The 21295-nt window shown below is 65.7% G+C and carries 17 protein-coding genes; 8 read left to right on the forward strand and 9 right to left on the reverse strand.

Annotated elements, in window-relative coordinates:
• Positions 1-15: 15 nt before the first annotated feature.
• Positions 16-765 carry a pirin family protein gene (locus SE92_RS13255; protein WP_063203502.1) on the forward strand — a complete coding sequence of 250 codons (750 nt, stop codon included), beginning with the start codon at positions 16-18 and terminating at the stop codon, positions 763-765.
• 211 nt (positions 766-976) lie between these two features.
• Entirely contained in the window at positions 977-1588 is a 612-nt protein-coding gene (locus tag SE92_RS13260) for an isochorismatase family protein (RefSeq protein WP_245324573.1), read from the forward strand.
• Between the two features lie 157 nt (positions 1589-1745).
• Here the strand turns inward: SE92_RS13260 and SE92_RS13265 are convergent, their stop codons facing one another.
• From SE92_RS13265 to hpaR, 8 genes are all read right to left on the reverse strand, one after another.
• On the reverse strand, positions 1746-2624 hold the full coding sequence (locus tag SE92_RS13265) for a transglutaminase family protein (protein ID WP_063196107.1): 879 nt from the start codon (positions 2622-2624) through the stop codon (positions 1746-1748).
• Entirely contained in the window at positions 2621-5152 is a 2532-nt protein-coding gene (locus SE92_RS13270; protein ID WP_063196108.1) for a circularly permuted type 2 ATP-grasp protein, read from the reverse strand. The genes SE92_RS13265 and SE92_RS13270 overlap by 4 nt, the downstream gene beginning before the upstream one ends.
• A 27-nt stretch (positions 5153-5179) precedes the next feature.
• Entirely contained in the window at positions 5180-8449 is a 3270-nt protein-coding gene (locus SE92_RS13275) for a transglutaminase family protein (RefSeq protein ID WP_063196109.1), read from the reverse strand.
• A 301-nt stretch (positions 8450-8750) separates the two neighbouring features.
• Entirely contained in the window at positions 8751-10055 is a 1305-nt protein-coding gene (locus SE92_RS13280) for a methyl-accepting chemotaxis protein (RefSeq protein WP_063196110.1), read from the reverse strand.
• Positions 10033-10551 carry a PAS domain-containing protein gene (locus SE92_RS13285; RefSeq protein ID WP_063196111.1) on the reverse strand — a complete coding sequence of 173 codons (519 nt, stop codon included), beginning with the start codon at positions 10549-10551 and terminating at the stop codon, positions 10033-10035. The genes SE92_RS13280 and SE92_RS13285 overlap by 23 nt, the downstream gene beginning before the upstream one ends.
• A 227-nt stretch (positions 10552-10778) precedes the next feature.
• On the reverse strand, positions 10779-12302 hold the full coding sequence (locus SE92_RS13290) for a UxaA family hydrolase (RefSeq protein WP_063196112.1): 1524 nt from the start codon (positions 12300-12302) through the stop codon (positions 10779-10781).
• A gap of 178 nt (positions 12303-12480) precedes the next feature.
• Positions 12481-13257, reverse strand: coding sequence for an HpcH/HpaI aldolase family protein (locus SE92_RS13295; protein ID WP_008549964.1), 777 nt, complete (start codon positions 13255-13257; stop codon positions 12481-12483).
• Positions 13258-13372: 115 nt separating this feature from the next.
• A complete protein-coding gene (hpaR, locus tag SE92_RS13300) occupies positions 13373-13903 on the reverse strand; it encodes a homoprotocatechuate degradation operon regulator HpaR (protein ID WP_063196113.1) in 531 nt (176 codons plus the stop codon).
• A gap of 111 nt (positions 13904-14014) precedes the next feature.
• Here hpaR and hpaH point away from each other — a divergent pair, with 111 nt between their 5' ends.
• From hpaH to SE92_RS13330, 6 genes are all read left to right on the forward strand, one after another.
• Complete coding sequence (hpaH, locus tag SE92_RS13305) at positions 14015-14821, forward strand: 2-oxo-hept-4-ene-1,7-dioate hydratase (RefSeq protein ID WP_063196114.1); 807 nt, start codon at positions 14015-14017, stop codon at positions 14819-14821.
• 32 nt (positions 14822-14853) lie between these two features.
• Positions 14854-15252, forward strand: a complete 399-nt coding sequence (locus SE92_RS13310; protein WP_063196115.1) for a 5-carboxymethyl-2-hydroxymuconate Delta-isomerase — start codon at positions 14854-14856, stop codon at positions 15250-15252.
• Complete coding sequence (gene hpaE / locus SE92_RS13315) at positions 15245-16783, forward strand: 5-carboxymethyl-2-hydroxymuconate semialdehyde dehydrogenase (RefSeq protein WP_063196116.1); 1539 nt, start codon at positions 15245-15247, stop codon at positions 16781-16783. Before SE92_RS13310 ends, hpaE begins: the two co-directional genes overlap by 8 nt.
• Before the next feature lie 129 nt (positions 16784-16912).
• Entirely contained in the window at positions 16913-17896 is a 984-nt protein-coding gene (hpaD, locus tag SE92_RS13320; RefSeq protein ID WP_063196117.1) for a 3,4-dihydroxyphenylacetate 2,3-dioxygenase, read from the forward strand.
• A 163-nt stretch (positions 17897-18059) separates the two neighbouring features.
• Positions 18060-18929: a fumarylacetoacetate hydrolase family protein gene (locus SE92_RS13325; protein WP_063196118.1), complete on the forward strand. Its 870-nt coding sequence runs from the start codon at positions 18060-18062 to the stop codon at positions 18927-18929.
• 25 nt (positions 18930-18954) lie between these two features.
• Complete coding sequence (locus SE92_RS13330) at positions 18955-20583, forward strand: thiamine pyrophosphate-dependent enzyme (protein ID WP_063196119.1); 1629 nt, start codon at positions 18955-18957, stop codon at positions 20581-20583.
• A 57-nt stretch (positions 20584-20640) separates the two neighbouring features.
• On the opposite strand, the gene alkB is transcribed toward SE92_RS13330, so the two are convergent.
• Positions 20641-21294 carry a DNA oxidative demethylase AlkB gene (gene alkB, locus SE92_RS13335; RefSeq protein WP_063196120.1) on the reverse strand — a complete coding sequence of 218 codons (654 nt, stop codon included), beginning with the start codon at positions 21292-21294 and terminating at the stop codon, positions 20641-20643.
• Between the last annotated feature and the right edge of the window lies 1 nt (position 21295).

Below are 21295 nucleotides of genomic sequence, written 5' to 3' on the forward strand. Positions count from 1 at the left end.
GAAGGGATCAAGACCATGAAGACGATCAAGATGAAACGCGGGATCAGGCGCGGCGACCCGAGCCGAGGTTTCTCCCTGGAGATCCTGTACCCTGGCCTGACCTTCGGTGAGGACGACAGCGGGATCGGCGCGATCGGCCGCCTCGACCGCGCGCGCATTCATCCCGGCGACACCATCGCAATGCATCCCCATCGCGACGATGAGATCCTGACATACGTTCGAGTCGGATCGATGTTCCACAAGGACACTGTCGGCCACCGAGAGGAGATCCGGCCGGCTCGCCTGATGATGATGAACGCCGGGCACACCTTCCAACATGAAGAGACGATCCTCGGCAGCGAACCGCAGGAAGCTTTGCAGATCTTCCTGCGCCCGCGCGCACCCTCGTTGGATCCGAGAGTGCAATTCCACGACTTCGGCGAGGCCGAGAGCCGCGATGCCTGGCGGCTCCTCTCAGCTCCCGAAGGCGCTCCATTCGAAGTCCGGTCGCAAGCCTGGGTGCACGATACCCGTCTCACCGCCGGCACGACACTGGCGCTTCCGAATTTCCCGGCACACGCTCCTGTCCGGCTGCTCTACGTCTTCTCCGGTGAAGCCCGCGTCGGCGGCCTAACCCTGCAAACAGGTGAAGGTGCGTTCCTCGCCAATGACGAGACCTCGGTCGAGGCGAGGTCCGATAGCGATCTGGTGCTGGTCGCGACCGACTCGAGCGCACCTGTGTTCAAGGGCGGTATGTTCAGCGGAAACCTACGCGTCCACGCCTGAACCAATTACATTCAAGACAAAGGGCCGGGGCTTCCATAGGGACGCTCCGGCTTCCGCCGTTTGCGCCCATACAGCCCACCTGGCGTTCCTCATTTCGAGACGCGGGGTGTCGAACCTGCTGGCTAGTGAGCCGACATCCGCAACGGCATGTTGGATGTGTTGAAAGCAATCGACCCAACCCCGAAAGGAATAGACCATGTCTTACGATCGCTTGACCGCAGACAACACCGCCGTCCTCTTCGTCGACCACCAGACCGGCCTCGCGAACGGCGTACAGACCCAGAGCCCGCCCGAGTTCATCAACAATGTGAAGGCGCTCGTCACCATCGCACAGATCTACAAGTTGCCGACGGTCGTTACCACCAGCGCCCACGACGGTCCGAACGGCCCTATCATGCCGGTCGTCCAACAGGGCCTTCCGGATGCAGCGATTGTACACCGTCCCGGCCAAATCAACGCTTTCGACAACGATGACTTCGCAGCGGCCGTCAAGAAGACGGGGCGCAAGAAACTTCTGATCGCCGGCATCTCGACGGAGGTCTGCGTCGCCTTCGCCGCCCTGTCTGCGAAGCAACTCGGTTACGACGTCTACGCCGTGATCGACGCCTCCGGCACCTGGAGCAAGCTCGTCGAGGACGCTGCAGTCGCCCGCATGGTGCAGGCCGGGATCGTGCCGATCACCTGGGTCGCGGTCGGCGCCGAACTCCTGGGCTCCTGGGCGTCGCCGACCGGCGGGGCGCACGCCCAATTGATGGGCGACCACCTGCCATTTTCAGCTAACAACATGGCGGGATACCTGTCCGCAAAAGGGGCATCGCGTTGAATGGAGTCAGATCGACTTAAAGATGCGAATAGTGCGGCCGCTCTGCGTGAACAGGGCGGCCGCGCGACTTGAGCTTCGCGTCACAACCGGCCGATCATATTTGGAATGGCGGACCTCCGCTGAGCGTTGATAAGCCAACGCCTTATGAGGACATGCCCTACTCCACCAGCAGCACATCGACGGCGACGCCAAGCTTCTGCTTCGGCGAGCCGACGATGATGCCGTCGACCGGCGAGACGTCGGAGAAATCGCGCCCGACCGCCAGCACGATATGGTCGTTGCCGATCAGGAGATCGTTGGTCGGGTCGAAATCGACCCAGCCAAGCTCGGCCCCGCACCACAGCGACACCCAGGCATGGGTGGCGTCGGCGCCTTGCAGGCGCGGCTGACCCGGCGGCGGAATGGTGCGCAAATAGCCGCTGACATAGGCCGCCGGCAGACCGAGCCCGCGCAGACCCGCGATCATCACATGGGCAAAGTCCTGGCAGACGCCGTGGCGCTTGTCGAAGACTTCGCCGAGCGGCGTCGAGATCACCGTCGCCTTGGGATCGTAGCGAAACTGGTCGCGGATCCGATGCATCAGATCGACCGCGCCTGCGATGATGCCGGCGCCGGGCGGAAAGCTCTCGGCGGCATAGGCGCTGACCGGACGCAGCACCGGCACCAGCGGGCTCGCGAAGACATAGCCGACCGGCGAGGACGGTCCGAGGCTGGTCGCCTCGAAGGCGATATCGCGCACGCTCTCCCAGGGCGGGCTCGCGGCATCGCGTGCCGGCGGCTGGCGCGACACCGACACACGCGAGCGCGAGTCGATGCGCAAATTGCGATGCGCGGCCTCGATCACCACGCTCTCGGTGAGCGCGCCGAAGAAATCGCGCCGCACGGTCCGCTCGGCGGGACGCGGACGGATCTCGACACGGTGCGAGATCAACTCCTGGCCACCGCCGCTGCGCGGCTCCAGCCGCAGCGTGCAGCGGGCGAAGCTGACCGGACTCTCGTATTCGTAAGTCGTGACGTGACGGATGTCGTAGATCACGCCAGCCCCGTCAGCTTTTCCGGCCGGCTGGCATTGGGACCGTGCGGGAAGTAGTGCTGCCCGATCGCCTCGGCAAGGCTGAGCAGGTCCTGCTCCAGCGCGAACAGAGTCTTGACCTCGAGCTTCTCGGCCTCTGCGGTTGCGAGCATCGCCTGGGTCGCCACTGCGAGCCGCTGCGGCTTCTCGATCAGGCCGTGCTCCTTCAGGCTCGGCAGCGCGGCGATGTGCTCGTTCAGCGTCGCCACCTGGAACGCGACCGAACGCGGATTGTAGGGATCGAGCACCGCGAGGTCGCGCACCGGCGCCAGGATCGGCGCCAAGAGATAACGCGAGCGGTAGGTGATCTGGCAATCCACCAGCGTCAGCAGGATGTCGAGATCTTCGTCGCCGGCCTCGTCATAGGCGAATTGGCGCGTGAAGCGCGTGGTGTTGATGGCGCGCTCGGTGCGGCGTCCGATGTCGAGGAAGCGCCAGCCGGCGGCGCGGTTCATGTTCTCCTGCGCGAGGCCGGCCAGGCTCGCCAGCTCCTGCAGGGTGAGCTCGGCCGCGCTCACCACGCTGTCGTCGTCCTCGACCTCGAAGGCGAGACGCTCGGCCATCTCGGTGATGACCTGCCAGGCATCGGGCGACAGCCGTTCGCGCAAGGAGGTCGCGGTGCGCTGCGCGGCGCGGACCAGCGACAGCGCCGAGCCGAAACGCTCCGGGCTTTGCAGGGCTTCAGCCACGATGCGCCCCGCGGCCGTGCGCGAGGTTTGCGAGATCGCGCCCCAGGCCACCAGCAGGCGCTGGATCCGTTCGGCCGATTGCAGCGAGGCCGCGGTGCCCTTGTTGGGGCCGCTCGGCGAGCCCAGCGCACGCACGAGGCGCAGCGTCGCCTCGGCGCGTTCGAGATAGCGGCCGAGCCAGAACAGATTGTCGGCGGCGCGGCTCGGCAGCACGCCGGCGATGCGGCGGATGCGCACCTTGTCGGTCGCCGGCAACAAGGTCGCGGTCGCGACCTGCTTGTCGGAGACGACCCAGACGTCGGCGGCGCGCGCGCCGTCGCCCATCGACACCGCGCGCGCGTCCGGCTGTTCGGCGATGCGGCAGAAGCCGCCGGGCATGATCGCCCAGCCGTCGGGCGTCGCCGCGGCGAACACGCGCAGCACGAAGGGGCGCGGCGTGATCTGGCCTTGCTCCCACACCGGCATGGTCGAAAGCCGCACCACCTCCTGGCCGACATAATCCATGCCGCGCGCATTGATGGCCTCGACCAGTCGCTGGCGGTCGCTCGCAGCCAGCTCGCTCGCGAGCACCGGGCCGCTCGAGTCGAAGCCGGGCACGCCGCGCCGGTAGGCGCCTTCGATCGCGACCTCGTCGAGCCGCGCCAGCACCTCCTCGCGCGCGCTGCGCTGGCCGCACCACCAGGTCGCGATATGCGGCATCTTCAGCTCTTCGCCGAGCAGGCGGCGGCTGAGCGCCGGCAGGAAGCCGAGCAGCGCCCGCGCCTCCAGCACGCCCGAGCCCGGCATGTTGGCGACGACGACGCCGTCCTTGCGCAGCACGTCGATCAGGCCGGGAACCCCGAGATGCGAGGAGGCATCGAGCTCGAGCGGATCGAGCGAGTTGGAATCGACCCGGCGCAAGAGCACGTCGAGCCGCTTCAACCCCGCGACGGTGCGGATGTGAATGCGGTTGTCGCTGACGGCGAGATCGTCGCCCTCGACCAGGAGGAAGCCGAGATAACGCGCCAGCGTGGCGTGCTCGAAATAGGTCTCGCTGAAGCTGCCGGGGGTGAGCACGCCGATGCGCGGCTCGTCGCGATCGGCCCGTGCGCGAAGACTGTCGCGGAAGGCCTCGAAGAACGGCGCGACGCGGGGCACGTTCATCGACTTGTAGAGATCGGAGAAGGCGCGCGAGAGCACCAGGCGGTTCTCCAGCGCATAGCCGGCGCCTGACGGCGCCTGGGTACGGTCGCCCAGCACCCACCAGCGGCCGTCGGGACCGCGGCCGACATCGGCGGCATAGAGCGAGAGATAACGCCCGCCTGGCGGCGGCACGCCGCAGACGGGGCGAAGATATTCGGGGCTGCCGGCGATCGCGGCCGCGGGCAACGCGCCCTCGGTGACCAGCCGACCCTCACCATAGATATCGGCCAGCACGCGTTCGAGCAGCTCGGCGCGCTGGGTGATGCCGGCGCAAAGCTGCTGCCAGTCGGCCTCGTCGATCAGAAGCGGCAAATGGCTGATTGACCACGGCCGGTCGGCGCTGTCGCCGGGGGCACGGTAGGTGACGCCGGCCTCGCGGAGGTGGCGATCGGCCATGCCGAACCGGCGCTCGACCTCGTCGGGCGCGAGCGCGCCGAAGGCGTCGAAGAAGCGGCGCCAGACCCCGCGCGGGGCGCCGTCGGACCCCAGGAACTCGTCGGGAATGCCGGGCAGGCGGCGATAGTCGCGGACCCATTGCGCGAGGCGGCGCTGGCCTTCACGCTGGCCTTCACGTTGGCCTTGCGTTCTGCCCGCCTTGTCGTCCTGTTCGGCCGCGCCCATGCGCCTCTCCCTGCCCCACCATCATACTCATTGCAGGAGCGGGGTCCGCAAGTCGAGGGTCAGCGGGAACTCATTTGTGCGTTCCTCGGGCGGCGGCTGGACCGGCCCCGGCGTATGGCCGTGGTCCTGGAAGCGCGCCAGCCGCCGCGCCTCGGCCTCGTAGGTGTTGACCGGCTTGGTGTCGTAGCTTCGCCCGCCCGGATGGGCGACGTGATAGACGCAGCCGCCGAGCGAGCGGCCGTTCCAGGTATCGATGAGGTCAAAGGTCAGCGGCGCATGGACCGGGATGCTCGGGTGCAGGCCGGAGGCCGGTTGCCAGGCCTTGAAGCGGACGCCGGCCACGGCTTCGGCCGAGCGGCCAGTGGAAGTCATCGGCAGGCGGCGGCCGTTGCAGGTGACGATGTGGCGGCCCTCGACGAAGCCCTCGGCCTTGACCTGGAGCCGTTCGACCGAGGAGTCGACATAGCGCACCGTGCCGCCGGCCGAGCCCTCCTCGCCCAGCACGTGCCAGGGCTCCAGCGCCTGACGCAGCTCCAGCGTGACGCCGCCATGGTGGACGCGGCCGAAGGCGGGAAAGCGGAATTCGAGTTGGGCCAGATACCATTCCGGTTCGAAGGGGTAACCGAACGCCTTGAGCTCGCCGAGCACGTCCAGAAAATCTTCCCAGATGAAATGCGGCAGCATGAAGCGGTCGTGCAGCGCAGTGCCCCAGCGCACGAACTTGCCGGCCTGCGGCTCGCGCCACATCTTCGCGATCAGCGCCCGGATCAACAGCTGTTGCGCCAGCGACATGCGCGGGTCCGGCGGCATTTCGAGCGCGCGGAATTCGACGAGGCCGAGCCGGCCCGTCGGCCCCTCCGGCGAATAGAGCTTGTCGATGCAGATCTCGGCGCGATGGGTGTTGCCGGTGATGTCGACGAGCAGATGCCGGAACAGCCGGTCCACAAGCCACAGCGGCGTCTGGTAGCCCGGCGGCGGCACGTGCGAGAGCGCGATCTCGAGCTCGTAGATGCTGTCGTGGCGGGCTTCGTCGATGCGCGGCGCCTGGCTGGTCGGGCCGATGAACAGGCCGGAGAAGAAATAGGACAGCGAGGGATGCCGCTGCCAATACAGCACGAGGCTCTTGAGCAGATCCGGCCGGCGCAGGAACGGCGAATCCTGCGGGCTCGAGCCGCCGATCACGACGTGATTGCCGCCGCCGGTGCCGGTGTGGCGGCCGTCGACCAGGAAACGGTTGGCGCCGAGGCGAACCTTGCCGGCGTCCTCATAGAGGCCGGTGGTGATGTCGACCGCCTCGCGCCAGCTCCTGGCCGGCTGAATGTTGATCTCGATGACCCCAGGGTCGGGCGTCACCTTGATGACGTCGATGCGCGGATCGAACGGCGGCGGATAGCCCTCGACATGGACGGGGAGCTGCATCTCCTCGGCGGTGGCTTCGAGCACCGTGACCAGCTCGAGATAATCCTCGATGCGCTCGACCGGCGGCATGAAGGCGCAGAGCACGTCGTCACGGACCTCGATCGACAGCGCAGTACGCACCGGGACGGAGGTGTTGAGATTTTCAGGGGCGGCCCGGGGCGGCGATTCCGGGCGCGCGGGAAGCGTGAACACCGGCAGCTTGCCGCGCGCCTCCATCGGGTCCTGTTCGACGATGTAGGGATATTGGTTCGGCGGGACGTGGCCGAGCGAGCCGAGCGGCAAACGCAAACCGAGCGGTGAATCGCCGGGCATCAGGAACAGATGATTGCGCCGAAGAGCCCAGCGCTCGCTGCGCCAGCGCGGCGGCGCGTTCCAGCGCTGCACCGGCAGCACGAAGCCGCGCGGCGTATTGAGGCCCTCGTCGAACACGCGCGCCATGCGCGCGCGCGCTTCCGGATCGGCCAATTTGGAATCGGTGGGATCGACGTTGACGGGAAGCTCGGCTTCCTTCTGGAGCCAGTAGGCAGTGTCCTCGTAAGCCGGGATGATGTAGCCGGGATCGAGCCCGAGCCGTGCCACCGTGCCCTCCATGAAGGCCTCGGCATCCCTAGTCTCGGCGCGCCGCGGATTCTCGATCCTGGCGATGAGATCGGCGTTCTTCCAGATCGGCACGCCGTCCTTGCGCCAGTACAGGCCGAAGGCCCAGCGCGGCAGGCTCTCGCCGGGATACCATTTGCCCTGGCCGTAATGCAGCAGGCCGCCGGGCGCGAAGCGATCGCGCAGGCGGCGGATCAGATCGTCGCCAAGCGCGCGCTTGGTCGGGCCGACGGCTTCGGTATTCCACTCCGCCGCTTCGAGATCGTCGACCGAGACGAAGGTCGGCTCGCCGCCCATGGTGAGCCGCACGTCGGCGCTCGCGAGATCGCCATCGACCTGCTCGCCGAGATCGTTGAGCCGCGCCCAGGATTCGTCCGAGAACGGTTTTGTGATGCGCGGCGCCTCGCGGATGCGCTTGACGCTCATGTCGAAAGAGAACTCGACCTCTGCAAAGCCGGCGCCGCCGGAGATCGGCGCCGCCGAGCGATAATGCGGCGTGGCGGCGACCGGGATGTGCCCCTCGCCCGCCAGCATGCCGGAGGTCGCATCGAACCCGATCCATCCCGCGCCGGGCAGATAGACCTCGGCCCAGGCGTGCAAATCGGTGAAGTCGTTCTCGACCTCAGGTGGTCCCTCGATCGGATCGATATCGGGACGGATCTGGATCAGGTAGCCGGACACGAAACGCGCGGCGAGCCCGAGATGACGCAGCGTCTGGATCAGCAGCCAGGCGGAGTCGCGGCACGATCCGGCGCCGGAGGAGAGCGTCTCCTCCGGAGTCTGCACGCCCGGCTCCATGCGGATGATGTAACGGACGTGCTTCTGAAGCTCGCGATTGAGGTCGACCAGGAAGTTGACGGTGTTCGGCGCTTCATGCGGGATCGTGTCGAGAAATTTCGCGAACAGACGATCGGGCTTGACGGTCTCGAGATACGGCGCGAGTTCCGTCTTCAGGTCCTTCGGGTACTCGAATGGGAAGCTGTCGGCATAGGGCTCGACGAAGAAGTCGAACGGATTGACCACCGTCATCTGCGCGGTGAAGTCGACCTCGATCTTCAATTCGGTCGTCTTCTCCGGGAAGACGTAGCGGGCGAGCCAGTTGCCTTGCGGATCCTGCTGCCAGTTCACGAAATGGTTGGATGGCGTGACCTTGAGCGAATAGCTCAGGATCGGCGTGCGCGTATGCGGCGCCGGCCGCAGCCGGATGGTCTGCGGGCCCAGGTCGATCGGACGGTCGTATTTGTAGTGCGTAACGTGATGCAATGCGACGTAGATCGACACGGGGTGCGGTGCTCCAGCAGCTTTTTTGAGCAGAACACCTGATGTGGGTGCAATCAAGCACTAACAACGGGCAGAGGGTGCCTAGGGAAGGTGCGGGCGAGTGTTTGTGGCGAGTTTTGCGCGTGCAGCGCTGTCTCCCCTCTCCCCTTGTGGCTCGCCGCACAGCGGCGAGACGGGTGAGGGTTCTCTCGGCGAACTCAACTGGAATTGGACGCGCGGAGAGATACCCCTCATCCGGCGCTTCGCGCCACCTTCTCCCACAAGGGGAGAAGGAAAGGCAGCGTGCGATCGACGAAAGGGCCTACGCCGCCGAGGTCAGCCGCTGCAGGAACTGCGTCACCTCGCGGCGGAGTGTCTCGACTTCGCCGTGGACGCGTTCGGAGGCGCTGTTGACGCGGCTCGCGACGCGGCCGGTGTCGGCGGCGGCTTCGCTGATGCCTGACACGTTGGAGGAGACCTGCGAGGTGCCGGCGGAGGCTTCGTGAACGTTGCGGGCGATCTCGCGTGTCGCGGAGCCCTGCTGCTCGATCGAGGCTGCAATGCTCGCGGTGATGCCGTCGATCTCGGCGATGGTCTGTGCGATGGCCTCGACCGCCGCGACCGAATTGGTCGTCGATTGCTGCATCTCGCCGACCTTGGCGCTGATCTCCTCGGTCGCCTTCGCGGTCTGGTTGGCGAGGCTCTTGACCTCGGAGGCCACCACCGCGAAGCCGCGGCCGGCATCGCCGGCCCGCGCCGCCTCGATCGTGGCGTTGAGCGCCAAGAGGTTGGTCTGCGAAGCGATCTCGCTGATCAGCTTGACGACGTCGCCGATCCGCAACGCCGCCTCGGCAAGGCTGCGAATCTCGCTGCCGGCACGATTGGCCTCGTTGACGGCGCGCCCGGTACTCGTGGTCGAGCCCGCCACCTGGCGGCTGATCTCCGCGATCGAGGATGCGAGCTGCTCCGCCGCGCTCGCCACCGTCGCGACGTTGCTCGAGGCCTGATCGGACGCGCTGCGCATGCCGGAGGTCTGGCGGTTGGTCATCTCCGCCGCCGCCGCCATCTGGCCGGCGTCGGATTCGAGATCCGTGGCGGCGTTCATGAGACTGCCCGCGACTTCGTCGAGATGCGTGCCGAATTGCTGTGCGAGGCCCGCGATCTCGACCACGCGGCGGCCGAGGCTGTCGGTGCCGGCATTGATGACGGTTGCCGAGCGGCGGAACGAGCCCGGCAATCCGCGCGCGAGGATCTTGCGGAAATACTTGCCGCGGCTGGCATAGTCCATCGACGCCGAAGCTTCGCGAACGAATGCATCGGTGATGTCGAGCATGTCGTTGACCGACTTCTGGATGGCGCCGATCCGCCCGGCCTGCCGCTCGCTCAGGATCCGCGCTTCGAGATCGCCGCGCGCCGCCTTGCGGCAGACATCGGCAACCTCATCGACGGCCACCGCCGTGCGATGCTGGCTCCAGAGGCCGTAGCCGAGCAGCACGATCGTCGCACCGAGCAAAGCCGTGCCGGCGATGCCGGTCACACCGAAAGCTGAGAGAACGAAAGCAACGGTGGCAACAACACACGCGAGCGCGGTCGCTCCCTGCGCCTTAGAGAGAGAGCACAAATTCATCGTAACCGACACCGTTTTGCTTGAGCAGTGCGACCATCACGTCGAAGCTCGCACGCATGCCCTCCTTGGCATTGGCGTGCCGCGCCTCTTCCGCGCAGAGCGCCTTGTAGATCGGCTTGATTTTCTCGACCGGCGCCGGATCGGGCCTGCGTCGATTGGAATGATAGCCGATGATGTTGCCGCGATCGTCCAGCGTCGGGGTGACATGGGCGAACACCCAATAATGGCTGCCGTCGCCGGCGAGGTTGACGACGTAGGCGAAGATCTCCTGCTTGGCCTGGAGCGTGTCCCACAGCAGCTTGAAGACGCAGCGTGGCATGTCGGGATGGCGGATCAGGCTGTGGGGCGCGCCCATCAGCTGCTTCCAGGGATATTTCGCCATGCGGAGAAAGACGTCGTTGGCGTAAGTGATGCGGCCTTTGAGATCGGTCTTCGATACGATCAGCTCCTCCTCACCGAGGAGATTTTCCACCCCAGTGGGACGTATCGCTTGCATCGTCTGATCCCTAAACAAAGGCCGGCGCCACCACGCCGTGGAGCCGCATCACCCCCTTGTCTACGGCAACAGTAGTTAATCAGGTGTAAGTTTGGGAACCTCGGGGCGAGATACGTGCCTCCGTATCATTACTTAGCGAGAGACCGTTGCAGCCGGCGCAACCACACGCATCGTCTATCACTTGATTCAATTGCGACTGCGTTGCGATTGCACCGTCCCCCGCGCCACTACATCGTCGCGCCGAGCACCCAGGGCGCGAATTCGGCGCCGCCGAAATCGAAACTCTCGCTCTTGGTCGGCTGGCCCGAAGCGGTCTTCAGGATCAGATCGAAGATGCGCTGACCGCACTCTTCGACGCTCTCCTCGCCTTCGAGGATGGTGCCGCAATTGACGTCCATGTCCTCTTCCATGCGCTTGTACATGGCCGTGTTGGTGGCGAGCTTGATCGAGGGCGCGGGCTTGCAGCCGAACACGCTGCCGCGGCCCGTGGTGAAGCAGACGAGATTGGCACCGCCCGCCACCTGGCCGGTCGCGGCGACTGGGTCGTAGCCGGGCGTGTCCATGAACACGAACCCCTTCTTGGTGACGGGCTCGGCGTAACGCAGCACCTCGACGAGATTGGTGGTGCCGGCCTTCGCCATCGCGCCGAGCGACTTCTCCAGAATGGTGGTGAGGCCGCCTGCCTTGTTGCCAGGGCTCGGATTGGCGTTCATCTCGGCGCCTTCACGCGCGGTGTATTCGTCCCACCAGCGCATCAGGTCGACCAGCTTCTCGCCGACCTCGCGGCTGACGGCGCGGCGTGTGAGCAGATGCTCGGCGCCGTAGGTTTCCGGGGTCTCGGAGAGAATGACGGTGCCGCCGTGGCGCACGATGAGATCGCTGGCGGCACCAAGCGCGGGGTTGGCGGACACGCCGGAATAGCCGTCGGAGCCGCCGCATTGCAGGGCGACCGTGAGCTCGCTCGCCGGCACGGTTTCGCGCCTGACCTTGTTGGAATCTGCCAGCGCCTCGCGCACGAAGGCGATGCCGGCTTCGACGGTCTTGCGGGTGCCGCCGACCTCCTGGATGTCCATCGCGCGCAGGCGGCCGGCGAGCTTCTGCTCCTCCATCAGCCCGCCGATCTGGTTCACCTCGCAGCCGAGGCCGAGCACGATGACGTGCGAGAAATTGACGTGCCGCGCATAGCCGCCGAGCGTGCGGCGAAGCAGCGCCAGCGGCTCGTTCTGCGTCATGCCGCAGCCGGTCTTGTGGGTCAGCGCGACCACGCCGTCGACATTGGGGAAATCGGCGAGTGGATTATCGCCGGTGAAAGGATTCTTCTTGAAGACGTCGGCGACGAGGCTTGCGACATGGGCGCTGCAATTTACCGAGGTGAGGATGCCGATATAGTTGCGCGTGGCGACGCGGCCGTCCGGGCGGCGAATGCCTTCGAAGGTCGCCGGCAGGTCGAAATTCGGCGTCGGCTTGACGTCGGCGCAATAGGCGTAGTCCTTGGAAAAATCGCCCATGCCGATGTTCTGCACGTGCACGTGCTGGCCCGGCGCGATCGGGATCGTCGCAAAGCCGATGATCTGGCCATAGCGGATCACGGGCTCGCCCACCGCGATCGGCTTGATCGCGACCTTGTGGCCGGAGGGAATGCGCTCGACCGTGGTCACGCCCTCGGCCACCAATGTCCCCGGCGGCAGGCTGGCGCGCGCGATCAGCACGCCATCATCGGGATGCAGGCGGATGACGGGGCTGATGGTCATGGGAGGTCTCCTTGGGTCTTGCTTCACCTCTCCCCGTTCTTACGGGGAGAGGTCGGATCGCGCAGCGATCCGGGTGAGGGGCAAGCCGCGCGTTCGATCGTTAATGTAGTGCGTGTTGAGAGAGGCCCCTCACCCTAACCCTCTCCCCGTTAGAACGGGGAGAGGGAAAAGAGAGGGCTCAAGCCTTGCCGCCGGAATCCTTGCGGGTCGCGTTGACCTGCATCTTGGCGTAGGTCGTCATGAGGCCGACCTCGTTCGACAGCGTCACCAGCTTGAAGCCCATGTTGATGGCGCGCGCCGCGCCCTCGGCGCCGCTGCAATGGATGCCCGGGTTGAGGCCGCGCTTGCCGCACTCCTTGATGATCTTCTCGTAGATCGCGAGGATCTCGGGCTCGCTGCGGTCGAGCTTGGGTTCGAGGCCGTAGGAGAAGCCGAGATCGGACGGGCCGATATAGACGCCGTCGATGCCCTCGACATCGAGGATCGCTTCCATGTTCTCGACCGCGGTCTTGGTCTCCATCATCGGCAGCAGGATGGTGTCGGCATTCGCGGTCTTCTGATAGGAGCCGGCGGTGCCGTACATGCCGGCGCGGATCGGGCCGTTGGAGCGGACGCCCTGCGGCGGATACTTCGAATAGGAGACCAGGTTCCTGGCTTCCTGCGGCGTGTTGACCATCGGGCAGATCACGCCATAGGCGCCGCCGTCGAGCACCTTGCCGATGATGCCGGGCTCGTTCCAGGGCACGCGGACCATCGGGGTGACCGGATGCTTGTCCATGGCCTGGAAGCATTGGACCATCGACAGATAGTCCTGCACGCCGTGCTGCATGTCGACGGTGACGCTGTCGAAGCCGCATTGCGCGATCATCTCGGCCGAGAAGCCGGAGGGTATCGCGAGCCACGCATTGACCACGGCCTTGCCCGACTTCCAGATCTCTTTGACTTTGTTCGCCACGTTGCCTTTCCTTCCCTGTTGCTCTCACTCGCCGCGGATCGGGTTGGGCCGCACTTTGAGCGAAAAAAAGCGTGAATGTCCATGGCTCTCGCCGCGCGCGCACGCATATCTGGGTTCATCCCTCCGCGAGGGTGTCATCCACGTTTCCGAGCCCGGCGAGGCTCTGTTCGAGCTCACCCAGCATCTCCTGCAATTCGGCGAGCTTGCGTGCGCCAAAGCGCCGCGTGATCTCGGCATAGATCGCCTCGGAATTCGGCGCCACCGAGGCCATCAGCTTCACCCCCTCTTTCGAGATCGAGACCATGCTGCGGCGCTGGTCCGCTTTCGCTGTCCTGCGCTCGATCAGGTTGCGCGCCTCGAGATCGCGCAGGATGCGCGACAGGCTCGGTCCAAGCAGGAACGCGGTGCGCGCCAGTTCCGTGACCTCGATCGCCTCGATCGCTGCCAGCGCGCGCAGGATGCGCCATTGCTGCTCGGTCAAGCCGTGCTCGCGCAGCGAGGGACGAAACTGCCGCATCACCGCTTCGCGGGCCCGCAGCAGCGACATCGGCAGCGAGCGCGAGAAATCGCGCATCGGTACCTGCCTTGCGGCAGATCCTGCGGCCGGCGCGGTTGCGTTGGCGGCATCAGCGGGTTTCTTCGTCATGACGCCCTTTCAAGCCGCAAAACGTTTGCAGTGCAGCAAGCCGAAATTGTGTTTGACGCATTCACTTAACATGTTAAATATCTCCCGGCACCCCAGTTTGTAAGATCACAAATGGCGCTTTCCAACGACGATATCCAAGCTTGCGCGCGGCGTCTGCACCAGGCGGAGAAGACCCGCACGCAGATCCGGCAGCTCTCGCAGGATTTCCCCGGCATCACCATTGCCGATGCCTACGCGATTCAGAAGGCCTGGGTCGACGTCAAGATCGCCGAGGGACGCATCGTTAGGGGCCACAAGATCGGCCTGACCTCGAAGGCGATGCAGAGCGCGCTCGATATCAATGAGCCGGATTCCGGCGTGCTGCTCGACGACATGTTCTTCGCCGATGGCGGGCTGGTGCCGACCGAGCGTTTCATCGCGACGCGTGTCGAGGCCGAGCTTGCCTTCGTCATGAGCAAGCGCCTTTCAGGGCCCGACTGCACGCTGTTCGACGTCCTCAACGCCACCGACTTCGTGGTGCCGGCGCTGGAGATTTTGGATACGCGGATCGAGCGCGTCGATGCCACGACCAAGGCGACCCGCAAGATTTTCGACACCATCGCCGACAACGCCGCCAATGCCGGCATCGTGCTCGGCGGCCGGCCGATCCGTCCGCTCGATGCAGATCTGCGCTGGATCGGCGCGCTGTGCTTCAAGAACGGTCAGCTCGAAGAGACCGGCCTCGCCGCCGGCGTGCTCAATCATCCCGCCACTGCCGTTGCCTGGCTCGCCAACAAGATCGCACCGCTCGGCCTTGCGCTCGAACCGGGACAGGTCGTGCTCGCGGGCTCTTTCATCCGTCCGATCGAGACCCGCAAGGGCGACACAATTCAGGCCGACTATGGCGCCTACGGCTCGGTGAGCTGCTACTTCGCGTAAAGCAACAAGACGACACAGGGAGTGAAACCGCGATGCCGCATTTCACGATCGAATATTCGGCCAATCTCGACAGCCGTCTCGACATGAAGCTGGTGTGCGAGGTCGTGCGCAAGGCGGCGGTCGAGACCGGCATCTTCCCGCTCGGCGGCATCCGCGTGCGCGCCATCCGCTGCGAGGACTATGCGATCGCGGACGCACGCAACGACTACGGCTTCCTCGACATGGTGCTACGCATCGGCGAAGGCCGCGATCTGCCCACCCGCCAAAAAGCCGGCGAGTACGTCTTCCAGGCACTCTCGAAGCATCTCGATCCCGTCTTCGCCGCCAGCAAGTTCGCCTTGTCGTTCGACATGCAGATCAACGACAAGGACACCAGCTGGAAGCGCAACAACATCCACGACGCCCTCAAAGCGGAAGCCACCCATGGATAAGCCCACGCCCAAAGCCGATGTGTTCCAGGCCAATCGCGACCGCGTCGCGCCGCTCCTGAAGAAGCTGCGCGCCGACGGCATCGGCCATTTCATCGACGGCAAGACCGTCGCCTCGATCTCGGGCGAGACGTTCGAGACGAAATCACCGGTCGACGGCACGACGCTCGCGAGCGTCGCGCGCGGCACCGCCGAGGACATCGACAGCGCCGCGACGTCGGCCGCGCTGGCCTTCAAGTCCTGGCGCGACATGGGGCCGGCGATGCGCAAGAAGCTGCTGCATCGTGTCGCCGATGCCATCGAGGACAATGCCGACGACATCGCGGTGCTCGAATGCATCGACACGGGCCAGGCCTATCGCTTCATGGCCAAGGCCGCGATCCGCGCCGCCGAGAATTTCCGCTTCTTTGCCGACAAATGCGCCGAGGCGCGCGACGGCCTCAATACGCCGAGCGACGAGCACTGGAACATCTCGACCCGCGTGCCGATCGGCCCGGTCGGCGTGATCACGCCGTGGAACACGCCGTTCATGCTCTCGACCTGGAAGATCGCCCCGGCGCTCGCCGCGGGCTGCACCGTCGTGCACAAGCCGGCCGAATGGTCGCCGGTGACGGCGTCCATCCTGTCGAGGCTCGTCAAGGAAGCCGGCGTGCCCGACGGCGTGCTCAACACCGTGCACGGTTTTGGCGAGGAGGCCGGCAAGGCCTTAACCGAGCATCCCGCCATCAAGGCGATCGGCTTCGTCGGTGAGAGCGCGACAGGCTCGGCCATCATGGTTCAGGGCGCACCGACCTTGAAGCGCGTGCATTTCGAGCTCGGCGGCAAGAACCCCGTGATCGTGTTCGACGACGCCGATCTCGACCGCGCGCTCGATGCCGTCGTGTTCATGATCTACTCGCTCAACGGCGAGCGCTGCACCTCGTCGAGCCGCCTCTTGGTTCAGGCCAGCATCGCCGAGCAATTCACGGAGAAGCTGACCGCACGCGTGAAGGCGCTGAAGGTCGGCCATCCCCTCGATCCCGCGACCGAGATCGGACCGCTGATCCACGAAAGGCATTTGGCAAAAGTCTGCTCCTATTTCGACGTCGCGCGGCAGGACGGCGCGACCATCGCCGTCGGCGGCAAGGCCTATGACGGCCCGGGCGGCGGCCATTATGTCGAGCCGACGCTGGTGACCGGCGCGCACGGCAAGATGCGCGTGGCGCAGGAGGAGGTGTTCGGCCCCTTCCTCACCGTGCTGCCGTTCAAGGACGAAGCCGACGCCATCGAGATCGCCAACGACATCCGCTATGGCCTGACCGGCTATGTCTGGACCAACGACGTCGGCCGTGCCTTGCGCGTTGCAGATGCGCTGGAGGCCGGCATGATCTGGCTGAACTCGGAGAACGTCCGCCACCTGCCGACGCCTTTCGGCGGCATGAAGGCAAGCGGCATCGGCCGCGACGGCGGCGACTATTCGTTCGACTTCTACATGGAAACCAAGCACGTCTCGCTGGCGCGGGGCACGCACAAGATTCAGAAACTGGGAATTTAGGGAAACGGTCATTCCGGGGCGTGCGAAGCACGAGCCCGGAATCCATTCATCCACCAACGCTGCTGCACGATGGATTCCGGGTTCGGCTCTGCGAGCCGCCCCGGAATGACAAGACGAGGGGAAACGCACATGCCCGTACCGCAACACGTCTTCGAGCCGCCGTTCAACATCATCCGCTCCAGTCATGTCGTGCTCGACGTGACCGATCTGAAGCTGAGCCGCGCGTTCTACGAGTCCACCGTCGGCATGCATGTCGAGGACGCGGACGACAAGGTCGTCTACCTGCGAGCCGCCGAGGAGCATCAGCACCACTCGCTGGTGCTGCGCAAGGCGGCGGTGCCGGCGTGCGCCCGCCTCGGCTTCAAGGTCGGCAACGACGGCGATCTCGACAAGGCCGCCGCATTCCTGTCCGAGAACGGCCTTTCCTACGCCTTCGTCGACCAGCCGTTCCAGGGCCGCACGCTGCAGTTCACCGATCCCTTCGGCTTCCAGATCGAGCTCTATGCGTCGATGGAGCGCCGGCCGCATCTCTTGCGCCGCTACGATCTCTATCGGGGCTGCCATCCGCAGCGGCTCGATCATTTCAACGTCTTCGCCGCCGAGGTGCAGGACACCGTCGAATTCTACGCACGGCTCGGCTTCCGCCTCACTGAATATGCCGAGGAGGACGGGCCGAACGGCCGCATCGCCGCGGCCTGGATGCATCGCAAGGGCAACGTCCACGATTTCGCCATCACCAACGGCAAGGGTCCGCGGCTGCATCATTTCGCCTATTGGACGCCGACGGCGATGAACATCATCCATCTCTGCGATGTCATGGCCTCGCAGGGCTTCGTGAAGAACATCGAGCGCGGCCCGGGACGCCACGGCATCTCGAACGCGTTCTTCCTCTATGTCCGCGATCCCGACGGACACCGCCTCGAGCTCTATACCAGCGATTATTTCACGGGCGATCACGACCACGAGCCGCTGCGCTGGTCGCTGCGCGATCCGCGCCGCCAGACGCTGTGGGGCGCCCCCGCGCCGCGCTCCTGGTTCGAGCAGGGCTCGCCATTCTCAGGACAGGCCGTGCGCGAGCCGAAGTTCGTGGCCGACGTGCTGGTGGCGGATTGATGCTGGTGACAACCTCTCTCCCCGTCGTCCCTGCGAACGCAGGGACCCATAACCACAGGACGTGGTTTGGTGAAGGCTGGTCGTTCGGGATTAGCCTCGCGTACAATCGATGGATCACGCGGTATGGGTCCCTGCGTTCGCAGGCACGACGGAAAGATTGCCGATGAAGCTCCCCCGCCTCGCCACTTATTCCGTCAAAGGTGATGTCAGCTACGGCGCCGTCCTGGAGGGCGGCATCGTCGATCTCTCCGCGCGCTACGCAAAGGATTATCCGACGCTGCGGGAAGTGATCGCGGCCGGCAAGCTCATCAGCCTTGCCGAGGAGGCCGCCGGCCGCACGCCGGACCACGCGCTCGGCGACATCACATGGCTGCCGCCGGTGCCTGCGCCGGAAAAGATCATCTGCATCGGCGTCAACTATCCTGATCGTAATGCCGAGTACAAGGACGGCCAGGACGCACCGAAATATCCGAGCATGTTCATGCGCTCGCCGCGCTCCTTCGTCGGCCACGACACGCCGCTGGTGCGCCCGCGTGCCTCGAGCCAGCTCGACTATGAAGGCGAGATCGTGCTGGTGATCGGCAAGGCCGGCCGGCACATTCCCGAAAGCAGCGCGCTCGATCACATCGCTGCGCTGACGCTGTGCAACGAAGGCTCGGTGCGCGATTGGCTCCGCCACGCCAAGTTCAACGTGACGCAGGGCAAGAATTTCGATTCCAGCGGCAGCCTCGGACCGTGGCTCGTGCCTTACACCAAGGAATCGCAGATTGCGGACATTCGCCTCACCACGCATGTCAACGGCGAGCTGAGGCAGGACGATCGCACCAGCCGGCTGATGTTTCCGTTCCGCTATCTCCTGAACTATATCTCGACCTTCGCAACCCTCGTGCCCGGCGATATCATCGTCACGGGCACGCCGACCGGTGCCGGTGCCAGGTTCGATCCGCCGCGTTACCTGAAGCCCGGCGACGTCGTCGAGATCGAGGCCGAAGGCATTGGACGCCTGCGCAACGGAGTCGTCGACGAAGTCTGACCAACAATTGAAGTGGAATGATGCAATGACCACCCTCACCGGCGGCGAAGCAATCGTAAGCGGCCTTGTCGCCCACGGCGTCGATACCGTGTTCGGCCTGCCCGGCGCGCAGGTCTACGGCCTGTTCGACGCCTTCCACCAGGCCCAGCTCAAAGTGATCGGCGCGCGGCACGAGCAGGCCTGCGGCTACATGGCCTTCGGCTATGCGCGCTCCAGCGGCAAGCCCGGCGTGTTCAGCGTGGTGCCCGGCCCCGGTGTGCTCAACGCCAGCGCGGCGCTGCTCACCGCGTTCGGCTGCAACGAGCCGGTGCTGTGCGTCACCGGCCAGGTGCCGACGCAGTTTCTCGGCAAGGGCCGCGGCCATCTGCACGAGATGCCGGACCAGCTCGCGACCTTGCGCACCTATGTGAAATGGGCCGATCGAATCGAATATCCCGGCAACGCGCCGACAATCGTGGCGCGCGCGTTCCAGGAGATGATGTCAGGACGGCGCGGCCCCGCCTCGGTCGAGATGCCCTGGGACGTCTTCACCCAGCGCGCCGCAACTTCGGCCGCCCGGGTGCTGGAGCCACTTCCCGCCCCGCAACCGGATCCCGATCTGGTCAAGCAGGCGGCGGCGCTGATCAAGGCGAGCAAGGCGCCGATGATCTTCGTCGGCAGCGGTGCGATGGAGGCGGGCGACGAAATTCTCGAGCTCGCCGAGATGATCGATGCGCCGGTCGTCGCTTTCCGCAGCGGCCGCGGCATCGTCTCCAACGCGCATGAGCTCGGCCTCACCATGGCCGCCGCCTACAAGCTCTGGCCGAAGACCGACCTGATGATCGCGATCGGCACGCGTGCCGAGCTGCCGGCATCCGGTTTCCGCTGGCCCTATCAGCCGAGCGGCCTGAAATCCATCCGGATCGACATCGATCCGACCGAGATACGCCGGCTCGCCGCCGATGCCGCGATCGTCGCCGACGCCAGGGATGGCACCGCCGATCTCGTCGCCGCCGTGAAAAAGGCCGGCTATGCCAGGAGCCATGGCCGGCGCGGTGAGATCCGCGAGGCCGCAGCCGCCGCACAAGCCGAGATCCAGCGCATCCAGCCGCAGATGGCCTATCTCAACATCCTGCGCGAGGTGCTGCCGGCGAATGCGATCGTCACCGACGAGCTGTCGCAGTTCGGCTTCGCCTCCTGGTACGGCTTTCCCGTCTACGAGCCGCGCACCTTCATCACGTCAGGCTATCAGGGCACGCTCGGCTCGGGCTTCCCGACCGCGCTTGGCGCCAAGGTCGCCAACCCCGACAAGCCGGTCGTGGCGATCACCGGCGACGGCGGCTTCATGTTCGGCGTGCAGGAGCTCGCCACCGCCGTGCAGTTCAACATCGGCGTGGTGACGCTGGTGTTCAACAACAACGCCTACGGCAATGTCCGCCGCGACCAGCGCGAGCGTTTCGACGGCCGCGTGGTGGCGTCAGATCTCGTCAATCCGGATTTCGTCAAGCTCGCGGAATCTTTTGGCGTGGCGGCGGCGCGCGTGACCGCGCCGGACCAGTTCAAGGCGGCGATGGAGAAGGCGCTCAGCCATGGCGGACCGTATCTGATCTCGATCGAGGTGACGCGCGACTCCGAAGTCAGCCCGTGGGCGTTCATCCACCCGCCGAAGCCATAGACGAAGCATCGTCGTTCCGGAGAACTCTTCCCTTTTCCCACAAGGGAAAAGGGAAGATCAGCGCGTTCTGCGGAAGGTCAAATTGATCCGCTTCCGTCCCAGCAGCGCATGCTCGCCCTCGGCGAGCGGCGCGACGCCGTGATAGGCGAGCCTGGACGGGCCGCCCCAGACCACGACATCGCCGTGGACGAGCCGGAAACGCCGCGGCCTGTCGGCGCGGGCGAGGCCGCCGAACAGGAAGGTCGCGGGCAGCCCGAGCGAGACCGAGACGATCGGTGCCGAATAATCCAGCTCGTCCTTGTCCTGATGCAGCGATAGCCGCGTCCCTGGCTCGTAGCGGTTGACGAGGCAGGCATCGGGCGCGAAGTCCTGGAAGCTGCCCTGCTCCGCCGCGCTTCGTGCGAGATCGCGCAGCACCGGCGGCATCGCCGGCCAAGGCGCACCGGTCCTGGGATCGATGGGATCATAGCGATAGCCGGTGTGATCGGTGATCCAGCCGCGCTCGCCGCAATTGGTCATAGCCACCGACATCAGATGGCCGCCGGGCGTGGTCATGCGGCGGAACGGCGATTGCGCCACGATGGCACGCACCGCCTCGATCAGCTCGCTCTCGATCGGCCCGACGAAGCCGCGCAGCAGCACGGCGCCGTCGGCGATCACCTCGCGCGACGGCTGCGCCTCGGCAACGCTGTCGAACAGATCATCCGTCAAT

Source organism: Bradyrhizobium sp. AT1 (genome assembly GCF_001590795.1).
Taxonomy (GTDB): domain Bacteria; phylum Pseudomonadota; class Alphaproteobacteria; order Rhizobiales; family Xanthobacteraceae; genus Bradyrhizobium.